Raw genomic sequence first — 15,958 nt, 5'->3', positions numbered from 1 at the left:
CGCCTCAAATGATAATCTGACGTAATCAAATAAATATGCTGTAACCTCTGGTGAGCAAAATCTCCCGCCAAAGTCGTGAAATTAGTCACAGTATCCGTTGCTCTACCATCCAAATGCAACTTTGCTTCAGCAACACCATACTGTAAAAATATCCGGCGATCAACATCCAAATTCCAAGCAAAATCAGAAACCCAAATATCTAAATTCTGGCGAGATTGCCAAAATTGCGCCGCAAACCTCATCCGTTCAGCATCACCGCCCAATACAAAAATAGCCTGTGGTACTGGGGTTTGATAAAAAGCGATCGCAATCCTGGCAGGTATAATGCTAGTTAATAAAAGTGCGATCGCGAAAACTAACCATATCAATCTTAGTTTTTGTTTCATCCTAGTACATAAAACTCAGACAATTAAAGAAAAAACTTACGATTGAGCGAATGATAAATGAAACTAAAACCATATATGAGCAAGTATTAGAAAAAGAATACTCAAAAAGTATTTTACAAAAGCTACTCCGAATTTAGTCTAGGATTCAAACTAGATCCGGTTCTGCCAACGAAAATCCACAAAAACGATCGCCCACAATCTCGCAACACCCGCACCAACGATTCCGATCGCTGATTTTGAGAAGCTACCGCCACAGGTGTAACCACAATCCCCTGGCTACCTAAAACTATGGTTGCGATCGCTCTTGCCCGCCTCAAATGATAATCTGACGTAATCAAATAAATATGCTGTAACCTCTGGTGAGCAAAATCTCCCGCCAAAGTCGTGAAATTAGTCACAGTATCCGTTGCTCTACCATCCAAATGCAACTTTGCTTCAGCAACACCATACTGTAAAAATATCCGGCGATCAACATCCAAATTCCAAGCAAAATCAGAAACCCAAATATCTAAATTCTGCCGAGACTGCCAAAATTGCGCCGCAAACCTCATCCGTTCAGCATCACTCCCCAACACAAAAATAGCCTGTGGTACTGGGGTTTGATAAAAAGCGATCGCAATCCTAACCGGAATTATGCTAATTAATAGAAAGGCGATCGCTAAAACCAACCACATCAATCTCTGTTTGCGTTTCATTCAAAGCTTACTTAACTCATAGCGATCGCGGGATGATTTTAAAATTATTGTGGGATGGGCATATTGCCCGTACCTTCTTTTTCGGGCAGACAATATACCATCCAACAAGAGTCATCCTTTGATTGTGCAACGCCAAAATATTTAACCTAATCGCTCTCTGATATTTCGCAATAACCCTCCAATAGCAGTAAATTCAAGAGTGTTATTTAGAGCTTTTAGGGAATTTGTATCAGCTTTATCAACAATGGTATTGTAGGTATTAATTGCCTGATTAAGCTTAGTTACATTCACCCCAGTCTGATCTCTAACCAAGCCGTCGAGGTTGAGAATTAAATCGGTTGTCAATACAGGATCAGCCCCAGCTAACACTATGGGAATAACAGTTTTGGCAGCATTAGCATCAACTCCTACTCCCAATAAAGTTGCTAAAACAACGGCTGCATTGTCTGCCTTATCGCGTGGCCCAACAATTTGAAAACTAAGATTTTCCCCATTTGTTTTCTTGATTGTAACAACCTTTGTTATAGTTTTTTCAGATAAACTATTAGGGGTTTGTGCTTGACTTGGAAAATTCCCCAATCCTAAAAGTAGGGGACTAAGACTCAGGGAAATCAGTAAAGACTTGAATTGGTTCATAATCATCTTTATGGATTAGATATAACTATTGTGTTACCACCAATTTGCAAAGAAACGGAGCCATTGGCAGGTAGTGCAGCAATTGAGGTTCTGACAAATGCAATGGCAGCCCCTATGGTGGGAAACCCCTGTGTTTGTGTCGAACCACTTGCTGTAGTTGTTACAGATACTTGATTAAGAACTGGCGCTTCAGTGCTACTCACCGTCAGAGTAGCCCCCGATGCAAGCAACGATGCGATTTGTTGTTGTGTCGAACCGCCAGTTTGTAACGCTACAACAGCATTTTGTCCAGCCGTATTCACAGCTGTTTGAATCGCAGGCGAAACGGTAATTGTAGATGTTCCATTAGCACTAGTTGTGGCTGTAATGTTGCCTGATGTTGTTGCGCCACCGGTTTGAACAGTGACAGGGGTTGAAAAAACGCTAATACTAGCAGCACCTCCGTTATTACCACTAACTGAACCAGCTGTTCCTTTACTGGGACTATCTTGGCTGAGTTGGGCTTGGCTTGGTAACTGCCAAGCACTCAACAGCACAGGACTCAGACTAAAAGCAAGAATGAAAGACTTGATTTTTCTCATGGTGATTCTCTAGAGATAAGGTATTTATTTAGGCAGGAAATTGAAACCATAGCCGATGCTGATAATGAAAGCAGTACCGCCAGGTGTCCTATCCGTGAGGTCTGAACCTTGAAGTACAATTGTAAGAGGAATAGTTGGAACCGGAACAAAAGAAACTCCAGCGTTTAGACCTACTCCACTCCAAGATGCACCAACACCAACTTGAGGATGAACTTGTAAACCAAATCCTCCAAATACCCCAACACTGTCATTTCCTGGGCGGAAGTTACCGCCTCCCACTCCCACTGTGAGCGCCAATGGCATTTTATTATTAGGATTATTAGGTTGCAACACGGAGACATTTGTAACCGCACCATAGACGGTAGAATCAGCTATTGCTTCATTACCATACTGAGCAAAAGTATTCCAGCCAACTGCGGCGGCAACTTGATTTTTACTACCAGCATAGAGAACACGGTGGGCTTTGAGATCGAAAGTCCCATTAGCACCAAAGTTTTTGATACTACCGTTGTTAAAGGAGACTTCTAAACCGATTAATTTCTGGCTGTCTCCCAAACCAAAACCGACACTTGTGCTGCCATCGAAACCTGCATCGCCATTTGCTTCCTTGCGAGTTGCTCCCGATGCTGCAAAGAAAAAGTCTCCCATGTTAGCCCCGAAAGCACTGGGAATTCCAAAGCTAAGGCTAGGAGGATAGGTTTGTTTAACACCTGTGCTTCCCAACAAAGGCTTAATTTTTAGGTTTTGGCGTAATTCACTATCATTTAGTGGAGTTTCAGAGCCAGCAGAGGGAGTTGCAGTTTGGGATAGAATCTGGCGATCGCCTTGGTTGGGTGATATCATCAACTGCTGTGCTGGACTCAGATTTGAAGAATTTACTTGAGAGACAAAAATCGCCTTTCGGGTTTGAGTGTTGGCTGATTCAGTTAAAGATGCATTCTGTTGTTTTTTAAAAAAATTGTTAGTTTTTAAAGAAGCAGCCTGTTGTTTTTCATTGAAGATTTTAGGTTTAACGTTAGCACTAAAACCATCACTAATACTTACAGTCTCTAATTCAGCAACATTATTATTTTTTTGAGATACCAGCAACCTTTGTCTTAAGCTAATCTTTGGTTGTGTATTAAGTCTAGATAGTCTCGATTGAGTCTCTGGATTTTCAAAAGCAACGCTATCCGCAGCAACTGCCGATTGGATAGAAATATCTGTCAACATTAGCAGAAAAGTTAACAGGATTTTTCCTGAGTTCCAGCAAGCAGAGTTAATGCTAATCATTTCATAAGTATCACTACCATTAGTAATATTTTGTGTTTCATGCATCAATGATATTCCTTTTGTAAAAATTATTTACCTAAACACGAGATCAATTTATACGTAAAATTACTATTTGGCAATAGTAATTTTACGCCAATATAGGCAATTGACGGGACTTAGACAAAATAGAAGATGAAAAAAGATTCTAATTCCTAGCTATCTAATTGGTATTTAAGGACTTGAGGCTAGGGGAAATGCACCTTATTTCCTAATAAAAACTAATAGCTACGGTGTATATACAAGTCTGAAATAGTTTACTCACCTGCTTTTTCGTGTCATTTTTACCCCACCCTAGCCCTCCCCTTGCAAAGGGGAGGGAACTAAATTTTCTTGTTTCCCCCCTTAGCAAGGGGGGATTAAGGGGGGTAATTTGACACGCCTAAAAAGGGGGGCAAAAAGCTCTTTAATTCCCCCTTTTTAAGGGGGAATTAGGGGGATCTACAACGATTTTGGTTTTCGAGAAAGATGTGTGTACACCGTAGCCTAAAAGGAGAGAGGCTTTGATGCTCACTCCCCAACGCTAGCTCTTAAGGGGCTGGGGGTTAAGTCTATATTTCACGCAATTGAGAACCGCTATATAAATTAGCTTATTTCCAACTCAATAACTCTTTATTAGTAATAAAAAACTTCCTGATTAGGTACAAATAAGTAAATTACTCTTTGAGAGTAAGAAAAATTTTTCACCAGAATATTAAAATGAATTGTTTATAACTCAGTTTATGCTAATGCTAAAACCCTTGCTAAATATATGTTGCTAGCAATCTATGAATGGGTGAGAAGTTCCAACTAACTATTACAACTATAAATTAAAATTATGTCTTCTATATTTATAACTTATGACTTAGATATAACCATTTCACAAAATCGAAGTTAATTGTCAGGAAAGTAAGATATTTGTACTTAGGTATTAATAAAAACTTATTTAATAAAGTATTTTCTATATATATACTGCTGTTAATAAGGATTAAGAAATTCTGATTAAAGAATATTGCAATACCTTAATTTAATTGCTAAAGTGTTGTGTGACAACAATGCTGAGAAGCGCTCGGATCTAAGAGAAGTAGAATCTATGAGCTATACCCATTCAGCTAAGTGTCTTAAGCTTTGACGGATTCAAAACGAGAAATTGCTGCCTCATATAGACAACTATGAGGGATTGCAGATTAACCAAGAAATGTCTCATTGCTAAAAGCTTAGTTTCAGTTTGATTTCAATTGCAATTGATTATTTGTCTTACTTTGTGCCGACAAGTAGGTAGCTCTTGCTTGTGTGTATCGGCAATAACGAAAAGTTTGGTAAGACTTAAATTTTGGAGAATAAAACTAATGGAGATTCAAGGTAAAGTTGCCCTAATTACAGGGGCTTCGCGTGGAATTGGACGAGCGATCGCCATCGAATTAGCGCAACAAGGCATCAAACGGATGATATTGGTAGCACGCGATCGCCGCAAGTTATTGGAGGTAGCCAAGGAAATCGAGGCTATGGGTACAGAAGCTGCGATCGTCGCCTTAGATTTGACTCAAACAATTGAAGTAAATATCGCTGTCGCTCAACTCTGGCGCAATTACGGACAGATTCACCTGCTGGTTAATTGTGCAGGAGTCGCATACCAAAGCTCATTTTTGCAATCTAAAATGCCCCAAGTTCAAGAAGAACTCTCTGTGAACTTGTTAGGAATGTACAACCTCACTAGTTTGATTGCTCGACGCATGGCCAGCCAAAGACAAGGGACAATTGTCAATGTATCGAGCCTGATGGGAAAAGTGGCAGCACCAACGATGGCGACATACTCAGCAACCAAGTTTGCCATCTTAGGATTTACCCAAGCCTTGCGTCAAGAATTAGCTGAACACAATATTCGTGTGATTGCATTACTGCCTTCCCTGACAGACACAGACATGGTGCGCGACTTAAAATTATTTCGCTGGGTGATCCCCATGACTCCTCAACAAGTGGCTAAAGCACTCGTCACCGGAATGCAAAATGATTCATCAGAAATTTTAGTTGGATGGCAAAGTCATTTAGCCGTGTTGTGTCAACGCATTTCCCCTTGGTTATTAGAGCTAATTTTACGAATAGCAACACCGCCAGCACCAAGCAGACAACAGCCGAGTCAAAAACTGAACAAGCTAATCCCGAAACTGAATTTTTTGACCAGAATCCATCGTTTCAGTGATTTATTCTTGTCAAGAACATGATTTTTTGCGTGCCTGCATACATAGCGCCAAGGTGATTTTGACATAGATTGGAAGTATTCCCTTTTCCTGCTCCTGCGATCGCTTGACCCATTGCCCAAACTCTACAGTTACAACTTGTGTCAGAAGGTCATCCTGGTGCGGCACGTCCACGATATTCTAAACATACTCATACTGTACAATACTCACTCCACAGCATTGTGGCGTCTAAAATCAGTCCTTGTTCCAATCATTCACAGCAGAGCGGATGATGGTTCGATAAACGGAATGTACATTGATGTGGCTGTTGTGCAAACATCAACTAAACCGTTTCAGACAACTCTGAGCAAACAACATTCGACTTTATACGTTTAGTCAAATTGATATACTCTCAGCAGATTAACGCAATCACTATCCAAATCAGCGTTTTTTAGTGCTAGTATTTACCAGTATTTTTGATCCGCTCAGTAAATAACGCAGGTTATCACCTAAACGGGATGTCGCTTCCATTTGTTTTTCTGTCTGTGTTTAGCCACCAGTTAGAATACAGCGAAATTACTCGTTATGGAAATCTGCACCTCCTTTTTCTCTGTTTAAATTTCTTAAACTTAGGTTTTTGTCAGTCAATCATATTTATTCACGCTTTTTGAAACGCTTTTCTTTACCTAATAGAAAAACTACATAAAATCGCTTCACGAAAAATGGTATAGAAACTCTAATATCAACAAAATGACGTTTATAAATACGGTCATTAAATACTTTTTTTAGCTCAGTTAACTGTGCATTGGTAAAAGTAGCTACTATTTCAGGAGGAATACGAGTAAAAAGCTGTTGCTCGAAAGGGTCTTTTTTGGAAGAGTTTTTCTTTGAATGATTTTGAGACATCTTGCTTTTTACCTGACTAAAACTAAAGTTTAAAAATTAGGACTGTGTTCATAATCCCAGCACTTATCATCACGCCAAACTCTATCAGTGTATTCACATTCTGATTTATCATAAATCCAAGGAATTGATGTAGGGTAAGACAGAGGAGATGTGAGATTCAGAGAAGACAATACAAAAGAAAATATTGTAAAACAACAAATCGATAGAATGATTAAAAATCCTATGACAAACAAGCTATTGCTAAGAGTCCAAAAAGGATATAAACCTTTTTCAGAGCGTAAGCGGTTTTGAGAGCGACGTTCTGAACCTGCTAACAAAACTAGATAAAACCCTAGCCTGGGAATTGGTATTGAAACTCTTATGTTTAAAAAATGACGAGAAGACTTATTATAGCTAAAACCCCTTTTTAGTGCTTCTATTTGCTTATCAGTGAAGGTACTTGCAATTTCTGGATTAATCTGAGAAAAAAGCTGCTCAAAAGTAGGATTAGTGTAATGGGTATTATTCATTTTATCTGTCTTAACATACATTAATTAATATTTCATCACTTGTATCTTTTAATCCGGACATTAGGCACAATAAATTCTATTTAAATATAAAGTTATTGCCTCTACCAATAATTCAATATTTTCCAGATTTATTAGCATTCAAGGCAAACATACTATAGCCTGGCTTAGGTACCACAAAACTTACATATAGAACAGTTATAAATATAGTTATTTACCTAATTTGTACATAAAAAAATAAAAGATGAGCGCACTAGTACAACACGGCGGAAATAAACCAATCATTCCAAATCAACGAAACCCCTATGCTGTATTCATTTTTAATTTTTAATTCCGCCTTGCGGTACTAGTGGGAGGTTTTTTGTTTACGCTATCTATAAAATGCCGTTGTCTTTACAGGTCAAAATACTAATAGAGACTACTTGCTAATCCTTGTATGTATACTTAGTTCAACTCAGGTTTAAAATCTTCTTTTAGTTAGTAGATTCGATAAATATCCTGCTTCTATCGAAATACCAATATTCTCTAAAAACTCTAATAGCTTGCTTTGAGTGAAATTACCCCTGTAGTAAAAGCTCATAACTAAGGCTTTTACTGGATTGAACTCTCTGTCGTATCCTGCTGCTAGAGAAGCTAGGTAAGTTTTTCTGCCCTTTGTTGAGTAGTCTTTTTGCTTACAGAACACTACGTTATCAGTTTTCAGTAAGATGTCTTGAACGATTACTTGTTTGTAGCCCTTGAATTGTGAACCGAATAGTAATTTTTCTTCCTACCCCGATTTATCGAAGAGAACAAAGGGATGGGGAGACAAAGAGCTTGCGGCAACGCAATGCGGATTTAAGACCCCTACCACTTACTTTTTGGTGGATTTAAATCAGGTGGGGTTTGAATCTCCATCTGATTTCTCCCCTTGTCTCTTTCTTCAACGAGCAGATACTGATTTTTGTTGCAAGATAATTCTTCAAAACATCCTAACTTAATTTTTCAAGATTTTAATAACTGTAATATCACGTAGCTCTAGAAAATAAGGTAAAAAAATTACGGTGTATTTACTTACTAAAACACTTGTTCAATGTAAATCAACATATTGAGTAAAAATAATTTTAAAAAATTACAAATTTAAAAATAATACGTTAAAGATTACAAAACAAACAGAATTAAATATTAAAGCTTACATTTCACTTGAAATTTTATATTAAATCAACATGACTTAAACATCAAAGCTCTCAATTGTTGTTGATTGACTATCTTTTTGCATTTTTTATACAGATAAACTCTTTACATTCTTGAAAACGTATGTTTAATTTGATTCAGTAGAGAGCAAAGGCAAATGCCTAGCTAATACTAAAAATCAACAATGAGTTAAAGTCTAAAATCATGGCAGTCGAAAAAACTAATTCTTCTTCAAGTTTGGCAGAAGTTATTGACCGTATCTTGGATAAAGGTATCGTTATAGATGCTTGGGTACGTGTTTCCCTAGTTGGTATTGAATTACTTGCAATCGAAGCTCGGATCGTCATTGCTTCTGTTGAAACCTACTTGAAATATGCAGAAGCTGTAGGCTTAACACAGTCAGCCGCTGTACCTGCTTAATTATTAAGTAGATTCTAGAATATCGAAATTACCTACTAGGTAATTATGATATTCTACTTCCGACCAGATAAATATAAACACAACACTGAGTTAAGGTCTAAAATCATGGCAGTCGAAAAAACCAATTCCTCTTCAAGCTTGGCAGAAGTTATTGATCGTATCTTGGATAAAGGTATCGTCATAGATGCTTGGGTACGTGTTTCCCTAGTTGGTATTGAATTACTTGCAATCGAAGCTCGGATCGTCATTGCTTCTGTTGAAACCTACTTGAAATATGCAGAAGCTGTAGGCTTAACACAGTCAGCCGCTGTACCTGCTTAATTATTAAGTAGATTCTAGAATATCGAAATTACCTACTAGGTAATTATGATATTCTACTTCCGATCAAATAAATATCAACGCAACACTTAGTTAAGGTCTAAAATCATGGCAGTCGAAAAAACCAATTCTTCTTCAAGTTTGGCAGAAGTTATTGACCGTATCTTGGATAAAGGTATCGTTATAGATGCTTGGGTACGTGTTTCCCTAGTTGGTATTGAATTACTTGCAATCGAAGCTCGGATCGTCATTGCTTCTGTTGAAACCTACTTGAAATATGCAGAAGCTGTAGGCTTAACACAGTCAGCCGCTGTACCTGCTTAATTATTAAGTAGATACAATCAAATTAGAATTACTAAAACTATTTCTTTGTGAAGTCATCTGTGGCAAATTTCCTGGATAACTGATCTCCTTGGGTTCTTTTCTTTACAGTTCGTTTTCATTTATTGCAAATCAGCCGATCTTCATAGAGACTTGGTAGAAGTAATTCTGATTGGTATTCTGTTCTTCGTCGATTATCTTGATACTTCTCAATCAAGATTTATCAAAGGATAAAATGCCAAGAGCAGATATTGTTTGAGCTACATTATCTGGATATTAAGTGTCCATTTAATGTAGTTTATTCCCGATTTTAATAATATAATATTGCGGAGAATCTCATGACGGCTTTAATGGAAAAAATCCGGCAAGAGCATAAGTCGATAGCTGAGGAAGTATCCCAACTATTTAGAGAGACTCATGAATTCTTGTCCGCTACAACAGCAAACAGAGAAGAGCAAGCCAAAAAGCAAGCCCAATATCTGCATCAGTTCCACCAAAACCTACAGCAAACAAACCGCGAGTTTCTCACAGAAACTACTAAAGAAAGGCTTGTTCAAGCTCAAGCTCTCCACCAAGAACTTGAGCAAACAAACCGCGAGTTTCTCACAGAAGCTACTAAAGAAAGGTTTGCTCAAGCTCAAGCTCAAGCAAAGTTTTTGCAGGAGTTCTACCAAGAACTTAAGCAAACAACCCACGAATTTCTCACAGAAACTAATAAAGAAAGGCTTGTTCAAGCTCAAGCTCTCCACCAAGAACTTGAGCAAACAAACCGCGAGTTTCTCACAGAAGCTACTAAAGAAAGGTTTGCTCAAGCTCAAGCTCAAGCAAAGTTTTTGCAGGAGTTCTACCAAGAACTTAAGCAAACAACCCACGAATTTCTCACAGAAACTAATAAAGAAAGGCTTGTTCAAGCTCAAGCTCTCCACCAAGAACTTGAGCAAACAAACCGCGAGTTTCTCACAGAAGCTACTAAAGAAAGGTTTGCTCAAGCTCAAGCTCAAGCAAAGTTTTTGCAGGAGTTCTACCAAGAACTTGAGCAAACAACCCACGAATTTCTAGCAGAAACAGCAAAGAACAGAACTGAGCAAGCCAAAGCACAAAAGCAATATCTGCATCAATTTCGTCAGGATTTGTTTGTGAGCATTTTTGGCACGCATATTTAGTCATTAGTCAACGCTCTGACCAAGGGAGTTAATACCCTTTTTCTAAATTACAGTTCATTCTCCTTTCCTCCTTGCTGTAGATTTATTTTAGAGAATTGGTAATCTGTTGGCTGACTAGATTAAATAGTAAAACCCCCTAATCTTGCAGTTAAATAACTGGTCAGAAAAGGGGGCGAATTCAACAATGAGTTTTAGTGTAAAAGTTTAGATATTCTATTCTATCTATTAATTTAGTGTTACTGAGTTATCAAGTCTTAAAGTTTTGCTTGAGCTTGGTTTTTGGAATTAACAAGCATTAACTTTTGGCTTGCTAAACTGTGTAACTAGAATAGCATATCAAGTTCCAAATTGCAACATTCTGAGTTTTTTGTCTCGAAAAGCTATTTCTCATCATCGTAATCTATGACTATCACTGCAAATAACAACAAAAGAGCTGTTCTTCGTGTCCGTCCAGGGCAATTTGTCATCACACCAGCGATTGAGCAGGTAGTAATTCGGGCGTTGCGTTATCTCGCATCAGGCTTTGCAATTCACTTACGTGGCCCAGCAGGTACTGGGAAAACAACCTTAGCCATGCACCTGGCTAACTGTCTAGATAGACCTATCATGTTAATTTTCGGAGATGATGAATTTAAAAGTTCTGATTTGATTGGTAGTGAATCGGGTTACACCCATAAAAAGTTACTGGATAACTACATTCACAGCGTTCTCAAAGTCGAAGACGAATTTAAACAAAATTGGGTTGATTCTAGACTAACTCTAGCTTGTCGAGAAGGCTTAACCTTGGTCTATGACGAATTTAACCGTTCACGACCAGAAGTGAATAACGTCTTGCTCTCTGCTTTAGAAGAAAAAATTCTGACTCTTCCTCCCAGTAGTAATCAGCCAGAATACCTGCACGTTCATCCCCAATTTCGGGCTATTTTCACCTCCAACCCAGAAGAGTACTACGGAGTCCATGCGACTCAAGATGCTTTAATCGATCGGTTGGTCACTATTAATATGCCAGAACCGGATGAGCTAACTCAAACCGAGATATTAGCTAATAAAACAGGCATCAATAGATCAGATGCTCACTTAATTGTGCAGTTGGTTAAAGCATTTCGTTTACGTACAGGTGGCGAGAAGACATCAGGATTGCGGTCTTGTTTGGTGATTGCTAAGGTATGTGCGGAACACAATATTTTGGTATCACTAGAAAATTCTGATTTTCGGGAAATTTGTGCAGATGTGCTGTTCAACCGCACTAAGTTGTCTGCTAGCGAAGCTACAACGATTTTCCTAGAATTACTGAACCATGTAAGAGTAGTGGCAGTAGAGGGATCGCAATATAGTATCACAGCAGACGATACAGATGGGATTGGTACAGAAGAGAGCGAAGCGATCGATGAAGGCGGATTTCCAACCATCATCGATTCTAATTTTAGCGATCTTCATCCAGAAGACCCAGAACACCCAGTTCTAGATCACCCTGTTCCCTTCGAGAAGGAAATTTATCAATACCTACAACAGCGCAAAAGTGCAGCATTAGTTGTGATTCAAAAAGAATTCAACCTCAACCGGATCTCAGCAACTAATGCTCTCAATGCTTTAGAGCAAAAAAGCTTAGTGAGTAAGAACAATCGTTTATATACCATTGAAGAGCCGAATTAATTGTGACTACTACCCCACTACACCCAACACGTCCTCAAGTTAACTCAAATAGAGTAGTTCCTACATCTACGCAAGGCTCCACCTTAGCAGATATTCTCGAAAGAGTTTTAGATAAAGGAATTGTGATTGCTGGTGACATTTCTATATCTATTGCCTCAACTGAACTAATACATATTCGGATTCGTCTGTTAATTTCTTCAGTTGATAAAGCTCGTGAGATGGGTATAAATTGGTGGGAAAGTGACCCATATCTCAGTACCAAAGCTCAACGTTTAGTTGAAGAAAACCAACAACTTCAACAACGGCTAGAAAGTCTAGAATCACAGCTACGTATACTCACATCTGCAAATGTGAAAGATGAAGCTACATTCGCAGCCAAGAATCAAGACGATCTCCAGCCCATATACGAAGTAAATGGCCAATTGGAAAAGGATTCCCAAGTTGAGGCTTAATCAGTTTTTGGAAATGTCAAAGCAATCCATGTCCAATTTATACCAAGATTAAGTCGAATTCAATACTTTTAGAAAAGGTAGATAGCATCATGGCAATGGTTTTTACTCCCTCTGAAAAGTCTCCTGATTTGCTACCTACCACTTCTAAAGCTAACAGCAAAGCAGGTTTAGCTCCTTTACTTTTGACTGTAGTGGAACTAGTACGCCAGCTGATGGAAGCACAAGTAATTCGGCGTATGGAACAAAACTCTCTCAGCGAATCTGATTTAGAACGAGCAGGCGAAAGTTTGCAAAAGCTAGAAGAACAAGTTTTAAACTTGTGTGAGATTTTTGAGATTGAACCAGCAGACTTGAATATACATTTAGGAGAAGTTGGTAGTCTTTTGCCATCACCCGGATCTTATTATCCAGGTGAGATTGGGAATCAGCCTTCTATACTGGAACTACTAGACCGTCTTTTAAATACCGGAATTGTTGTGGACGGTGAAGTAGATTTAGGTATAGCTCAACTCAATCTCATTCATCTTAAGTTGCGGTTAGTTTTAACCTCAAGGCCGTTGTAATTACAAATAAGACTTACACCACTGGCACACTATAACAAGAATAGAGGTGGTCAATAGTCCACAATCAAAAGTTAAATCAAGTTGGACTATTGACTCTTGATATCCTCATCAATAAATCTCTAACACTTGCGTAAATTTTGATAATTACTTTAGTTTGAGCATTCTTTAGCATTATGACATTTGGTCTTTACGTATACGGGATTTTTCCTGAGCCAATTCCAGAAACAGTTGCTATTAAAGGATTGGATTCTCAACCTGTCTATAGTCAAGTAATCGATGGATTTACTTTTTTATATTCAGAGGCACAACAAGAAAAGTATTTAGCTTCTCGACGCAATTTAATTAACCACGAAAAGGTTCTAGAACAAGCTATGCAAGCTGGATTTAGAACCTTACTGCCTTTACGTTTTGGATTAGTTGTGAAAAATTGGGAAACAGTATCTACACAACTACTTCAACCATATAAAGAGCAGTTACAAGAGCTATTCCAAAAATTAGCTGGGCGCCGAGAGGTCAGCGTTAAGATTTTTTGGGACAGTAAGTATGAATTAGAGGCCTTGATGGAGTCTCATAAAGACTTGAAAAAAAAGCGAGACCAAATGGAAGGAAAGGCATTAAGTATGGAGGAGGTAATTCACATTGGACAATTAATTGAAAATAATTTAGCAAGTCGCAAGGAATCAATCATTCAAGTGTTTTTTGATGAGTTAAAACCATTGGCAGATGAGATGATCGAAAATGCTCCAATGACAGAAGACATGATTTATAACGCTGCCTTTTTGATTCCTTGGGAACAAGAAACTATATTTAGCGAACAAGTCGAAGCGATTGATCAAAAATTTGGTGAACGTTTACGCATTCGCTACAACAACTTTACTGCACCTTATACTTTTGCTCAAATTGCTTCATAGGAGTCAAGATTATGCTAGGGAAAATCTTACTATTACCAGTCATGGGCCCAATTAGTGGACTTATGTGGATTGGAGAACAAATTCAAGAACGTACTAATACTGAATTTGATGCTCAAGAAAATCTCCATAAACAATTATTGAGTCTGCAATTAAAGTTTGATATGGGCGATTTTTCTGAAGAAGAATTTGATGCCCAAGAAGAAGAACTTCTCTTGAAAATTCAAGCTTTGGAATTGGAAGAAGAGTCTCGCCTGGCTCTAGAAGCTGAAGATGAAGAAGATGAATATGAAGATTATTCAGTGCAATCTGAGTTTATAGATGTATCTGAAGAGAATGAAGTTTACCAAGAGAAAGACGTATTTGTAAAAGAATACGAAGATAATGAAAATCTAGTTTTATCACCATAATAACTAGTCATCATGATCTGTATATACTTATAACGGATGAAAAAGCTAGAGGCTAAAGGTAATAAATTAGTTTTTGGTTAAGCACTGGATACTAAGCTTCTGACTACAAAAGTTAATTTATTTACCTCTAGCTAGTTAATCTAGAAAATTAAACAATTAATAACCCGCTTTCGCGGGTTAGTTGTTTACTTTTTGTTCTTACTTTCAACTAATTTGGCAAGGCTTGAGAGCTTAGTATTCAATATCAAAAGCCTTGTAGTTATTAGTTTCAAAGAAGATTTTTGGACGCGCTACTGGAGGAACTCTTAACTCAGAACCACGTAAATGCTTAATATTCTTGTCTGTCGCATCTATCTGGCTTTGGAGTGTAGATAAATCTTTTGTAAGTAGCACTTTTCGCTGCTCAATAAAAACTAACTCTTGCTTAATCCTTTGTTTTTCTGTGATTAGCTTATAAAGCTCTAATTGATTAGATGCCTCAGATTGATTACGAGGCATTGTGCTAATTTTTGGTCTGGTTATTCCTTGGCTACGTATTCTTCTCATGGTGTTAACCTGGATATTTGATAGCATTATAACTAAGATTTTAAGAATGTAAATAGTTTTATAAAAATCAGCATTTCTTTTATTTATATGCCAAGATGATTGTTTTAGTTACTGTGGATTAAATTGCCTAGTTTTTTATCTGGTTAAAATCATGCGATCGCAGAATTTCTACACTTACGCATTTTTCAATACTCCTGATTTCCCTGTGGATTTGCCATCTGGCAATCTGGGTGAATTATTCTTAATTAATGGCAAGAATATTTCAGCTGTTGTAGAACCTGGAATATCTTTAGAATCAAGCCAAAATGACGATGAGCAAGTCATAAAAATGGTTTTAGCCCACGATCGCGTTATCTGTGAGTTATCTCGTCAGATGACAGTTTTACCTTTGCGTTTTGGGACTTATTTTATTTCTGAAGATACATTGCTAAACCATATAGAATCCCATGCTCAGGAATATCAAGATAAACTAAATAACATCCAAGGAAAAAATGAATATACTTTAAAGGTCATTCCCCAAAAAGTTGAAGAACTTGCAAAGGCATCTGGGACAAATGGCAGAGATTATTTTTTAGCTAAGAAACAGTACTATGAACAGCAGAAAAGCTTTTTTGCTGCCCAAAATCAGGAAAAATCTTATCTGATTAATTTAATTACAGAAACTTATCAATCATCTGCGATCGTTCAAGATCATGCAGATGAAGTACGGTTTCATCTTTTAGTTGATCGCCAGAATAAAGCTTTACTTTTAGAACAAGTATTAAGCTTGCAACAAAAATGCCCTCATTGGACTTTAATCTTGGGAGAACCTCTTCCTCCTTATCACTTTATTTAATTATTACTCACAAGTTTTTTCA

Annotated in this window: 20 protein-coding genes; 11 read left to right on the top strand and 9 right to left on the bottom strand. The window is 37.7% G+C overall.

The window, feature by feature from the left end; genetic code table 11:
* From HWQ43_RS26160 to HWQ43_RS26140, 5 genes are all read right to left on the bottom strand, one after another.
* Positions 1-386, bottom strand: a 386-nt coding sequence (locus HWQ43_RS26160) for a YdcF family protein (RefSeq protein WP_292739086.1), incomplete at its 3' end; no start/stop codon positions are given.
* Between the two features lie 122 nt (positions 387-508).
* Positions 509-1,081, bottom strand: coding sequence for a YdcF family protein (locus tag HWQ43_RS26155; RefSeq protein ID WP_292739084.1), 573 nt, complete (start codon positions 1,079-1,081; stop codon positions 509-511).
* A gap of 141 nt (positions 1,082-1,222) precedes the next feature.
* Positions 1,223-1,717 (bottom strand): hypothetical protein, encoded by a 495-nt coding sequence (locus HWQ43_RS26150; RefSeq protein WP_292739082.1) that lies wholly within the window; start codon positions 1,715-1,717, stop codon positions 1,223-1,225.
* Positions 1,718-1,725: 8 nt separating this feature from the next.
* Entirely contained in the window at positions 1,726-2,298 is a 573-nt protein-coding gene (locus tag HWQ43_RS26145) for a hypothetical protein (RefSeq protein WP_292739080.1), read from the bottom strand.
* Between the two features lie 24 nt (positions 2,299-2,322).
* Positions 2,323-3,615 carry a hypothetical protein gene (locus HWQ43_RS26140; RefSeq protein ID WP_292739078.1) on the bottom strand — a complete coding sequence of 431 codons (1,293 nt, stop codon included), beginning with the start codon at positions 3,613-3,615 and terminating at the stop codon, positions 2,323-2,325.
* A 1,319-nt stretch (positions 3,616-4,934) separates the two neighbouring features.
* Here HWQ43_RS26140 and HWQ43_RS26135 point away from each other — a divergent pair.
* Positions 4,935-5,807, top strand: a complete 873-nt coding sequence (locus tag HWQ43_RS26135) for an SDR family NAD(P)-dependent oxidoreductase (RefSeq protein WP_292739076.1) — start codon at positions 4,935-4,937, stop codon at positions 5,805-5,807.
* Here HWQ43_RS26135 and HWQ43_RS26130 read toward each other — a convergent pair.
* From HWQ43_RS26130 to HWQ43_RS26120, 3 genes are all read right to left on the bottom strand, one after another.
* Positions 5,796-5,957 (bottom strand): hypothetical protein, encoded by a 162-nt coding sequence (locus HWQ43_RS26130; protein ID WP_292739074.1) that lies wholly within the window; start codon positions 5,955-5,957, stop codon positions 5,796-5,798. The genes HWQ43_RS26135 and HWQ43_RS26130 overlap by 12 nt on opposite strands.
* A 459-nt stretch (positions 5,958-6,416) precedes the next feature.
* On the bottom strand, positions 6,417-6,668 hold the full coding sequence (locus HWQ43_RS26125; protein ID WP_292739072.1) for a hypothetical protein: 252 nt from the start codon (positions 6,666-6,668) through the stop codon (positions 6,417-6,419).
* 29 nt (positions 6,669-6,697) lie between these two features.
* A complete protein-coding gene (locus HWQ43_RS26120; protein ID WP_292739070.1) occupies positions 6,698-7,177 on the bottom strand; it encodes a hypothetical protein in 480 nt (159 codons plus the stop codon).
* A 1,374-nt stretch (positions 7,178-8,551) separates the two neighbouring features.
* Here HWQ43_RS26120 and gvpA (HWQ43_RS26115) point away from each other — a divergent pair.
* The 9 genes from gvpA (HWQ43_RS26115) to HWQ43_RS26075 all read left to right on the top strand — a co-directional run bounded on the left by gvpA (HWQ43_RS26115) (position 8,552) and on the right by HWQ43_RS26075 (position 14,555).
* The gene (gvpA, locus tag HWQ43_RS26115) at positions 8,552-8,767 is read left to right on the top strand and encodes a gas vesicle structural protein GvpA (protein ID WP_015080752.1); all 216 of its coding nucleotides are present in this window, start codon (positions 8,552-8,554) and stop codon (positions 8,765-8,767) included.
* Positions 8,768-8,872: 105 nt separating this feature from the next.
* Positions 8,873-9,088, top strand: coding sequence for a gas vesicle structural protein GvpA (gene gvpA / locus HWQ43_RS26110; RefSeq protein WP_015080752.1), 216 nt, complete (start codon positions 8,873-8,875; stop codon positions 9,086-9,088).
* A gap of 105 nt (positions 9,089-9,193) precedes the next feature.
* The gene (gene gvpA / locus HWQ43_RS26105; protein ID WP_015080752.1) at positions 9,194-9,409 is read left to right on the top strand and encodes a gas vesicle structural protein GvpA; all 216 of its coding nucleotides are present in this window, start codon (positions 9,194-9,196) and stop codon (positions 9,407-9,409) included.
* 335 nt (positions 9,410-9,744) lie between these two features.
* The gene (gene gvpC, locus HWQ43_RS26100) at positions 9,745-10,569 is read left to right on the top strand and encodes a gas vesicle protein GvpC (protein WP_292739054.1); all 825 of its coding nucleotides are present in this window, start codon (positions 9,745-9,747) and stop codon (positions 10,567-10,569) included.
* Positions 10,570-10,971: 402 nt separating this feature from the next.
* Positions 10,972-12,222, top strand: coding sequence for a gas vesicle protein GvpN (gene gvpN / locus HWQ43_RS26095; RefSeq protein ID WP_292739052.1), 1,251 nt, complete (start codon positions 10,972-10,974; stop codon positions 12,220-12,222).
* Positions 12,223-12,224: 2 nt separating this feature from the next.
* A complete protein-coding gene (locus tag HWQ43_RS26090; RefSeq protein ID WP_292739050.1) occupies positions 12,225-12,674 on the top strand; it encodes a gas vesicle protein in 450 nt (149 codons plus the stop codon).
* Positions 12,675-12,769: 95 nt separating this feature from the next.
* A complete protein-coding gene (locus tag HWQ43_RS26085; protein WP_292739299.1) occupies positions 12,770-13,237 on the top strand; it encodes a gas vesicle protein K in 468 nt (155 codons plus the stop codon).
* 173 nt (positions 13,238-13,410) lie between these two features.
* Positions 13,411-14,148, top strand: coding sequence for a GvpL/GvpF family gas vesicle protein (locus HWQ43_RS26080; protein WP_292739048.1), 738 nt, complete (start codon positions 13,411-13,413; stop codon positions 14,146-14,148).
* Positions 14,149-14,159: 11 nt separating this feature from the next.
* Positions 14,160-14,555 carry a gas vesicle protein GvpG gene (locus tag HWQ43_RS26075; RefSeq protein WP_292739046.1) on the top strand — a complete coding sequence of 132 codons (396 nt, stop codon included), beginning with the start codon at positions 14,160-14,162 and terminating at the stop codon, positions 14,553-14,555.
* 231 nt (positions 14,556-14,786) lie between these two features.
* On the opposite strand, the gene HWQ43_RS26070 is transcribed toward HWQ43_RS26075, so the two are convergent.
* On the bottom strand, positions 14,787-15,101 hold the full coding sequence (locus HWQ43_RS26070; RefSeq protein WP_292739044.1) for a gas vesicle protein: 315 nt from the start codon (positions 15,099-15,101) through the stop codon (positions 14,787-14,789).
* A 151-nt stretch (positions 15,102-15,252) separates the two neighbouring features.
* Between HWQ43_RS26070 and HWQ43_RS26065 the strand changes: the two genes are divergently transcribed.
* Entirely contained in the window at positions 15,253-15,936 is a 684-nt protein-coding gene (locus HWQ43_RS26065) for a GvpL/GvpF family gas vesicle protein (protein WP_292739042.1), read from the top strand.
* Positions 15,937-15,958 lie beyond the last annotated feature (22 nt).

The sequence above is a fragment of the Nostoc sp. JL31 genome, from assembly GCF_017114965.1.
Lineage (GTDB): Bacteria > Cyanobacteriota > Cyanobacteriia > Cyanobacteriales > Nostocaceae > Nostoc > Nostoc punctiforme_A.
This window is presented reverse-complemented; position numbering and strand designations above follow the sequence as displayed.

Bases quoted from the DNA above. Each gene is read 5' to 3' on its own strand.
- gvpA (WP_015080752.1), top strand. From the start codon at position 9,194: ATGGCAGTCGAAAAAACCAATTCTTCTTCAAGTTTGGCAGAAGTTATT.
- HWQ43_RS26120 (WP_292739070.1), bottom strand. From the start codon at position 7,177: ATGAATAATACCCATTACACTAATCCTACTTTTGAGCAGCTTTTTTCT.
- gvpC (WP_292739054.1), top strand. From the start codon at position 9,745: ATGACGGCTTTAATGGAAAAAATCCGGCAAGAGCATAAGTCGATAGCT.
- HWQ43_RS26150 (WP_292739082.1), bottom strand. From the start codon at position 1,717: ATGAACCAATTCAAGTCTTTACTGATTTCCCTGAGTCTTAGTCCCCTA.
- gvpA (WP_015080752.1), top strand. From the start codon at position 8,552: ATGGCAGTCGAAAAAACTAATTCTTCTTCAAGTTTGGCAGAAGTTATT.
- HWQ43_RS26155 (WP_292739084.1), bottom strand. From the start codon at position 1,081: ATGAAACGCAAACAGAGATTGATGTGGTTGGTTTTAGCGATCGCCTTT.
- HWQ43_RS26145 (WP_292739080.1), bottom strand. From the start codon at position 2,298: ATGAGAAAAATCAAGTCTTTCATTCTTGCTTTTAGTCTGAGTCCTGTG.
- gvpN (WP_292739052.1), top strand. From the start codon at position 10,972: ATGACTATCACTGCAAATAACAACAAAAGAGCTGTTCTTCGTGTCCGT.
- HWQ43_RS26070 (WP_292739044.1), bottom strand. From the start codon at position 15,101: ATGAGAAGAATACGTAGCCAAGGAATAACCAGACCAAAAATTAGCACA.
- gvpA (WP_015080752.1), top strand. From the start codon at position 8,873: ATGGCAGTCGAAAAAACCAATTCCTCTTCAAGCTTGGCAGAAGTTATT.
- HWQ43_RS26080 (WP_292739048.1), top strand. From the start codon at position 13,411: ATGACATTTGGTCTTTACGTATACGGGATTTTTCCTGAGCCAATTCCA.
- HWQ43_RS26085 (WP_292739299.1), top strand. From the start codon at position 12,770: ATGGTTTTTACTCCCTCTGAAAAGTCTCCTGATTTGCTACCTACCACT.
- HWQ43_RS26065 (WP_292739042.1), top strand. From the start codon at position 15,253: ATGCGATCGCAGAATTTCTACACTTACGCATTTTTCAATACTCCTGAT.
- HWQ43_RS26125 (WP_292739072.1), bottom strand. From the start codon at position 6,668: ATGTCTCAAAATCATTCAAAGAAAAACTCTTCCAAAAAAGACCCTTTC.
- HWQ43_RS26135 (WP_292739076.1), top strand. From the start codon at position 4,935: ATGGAGATTCAAGGTAAAGTTGCCCTAATTACAGGGGCTTCGCGTGGA.
- HWQ43_RS26140 (WP_292739078.1), bottom strand. From the start codon at position 3,615: ATGCATGAAACACAAAATATTACTAATGGTAGTGATACTTATGAAATG.
- HWQ43_RS26075 (WP_292739046.1), top strand. From the start codon at position 14,160: ATGCTAGGGAAAATCTTACTATTACCAGTCATGGGCCCAATTAGTGGA.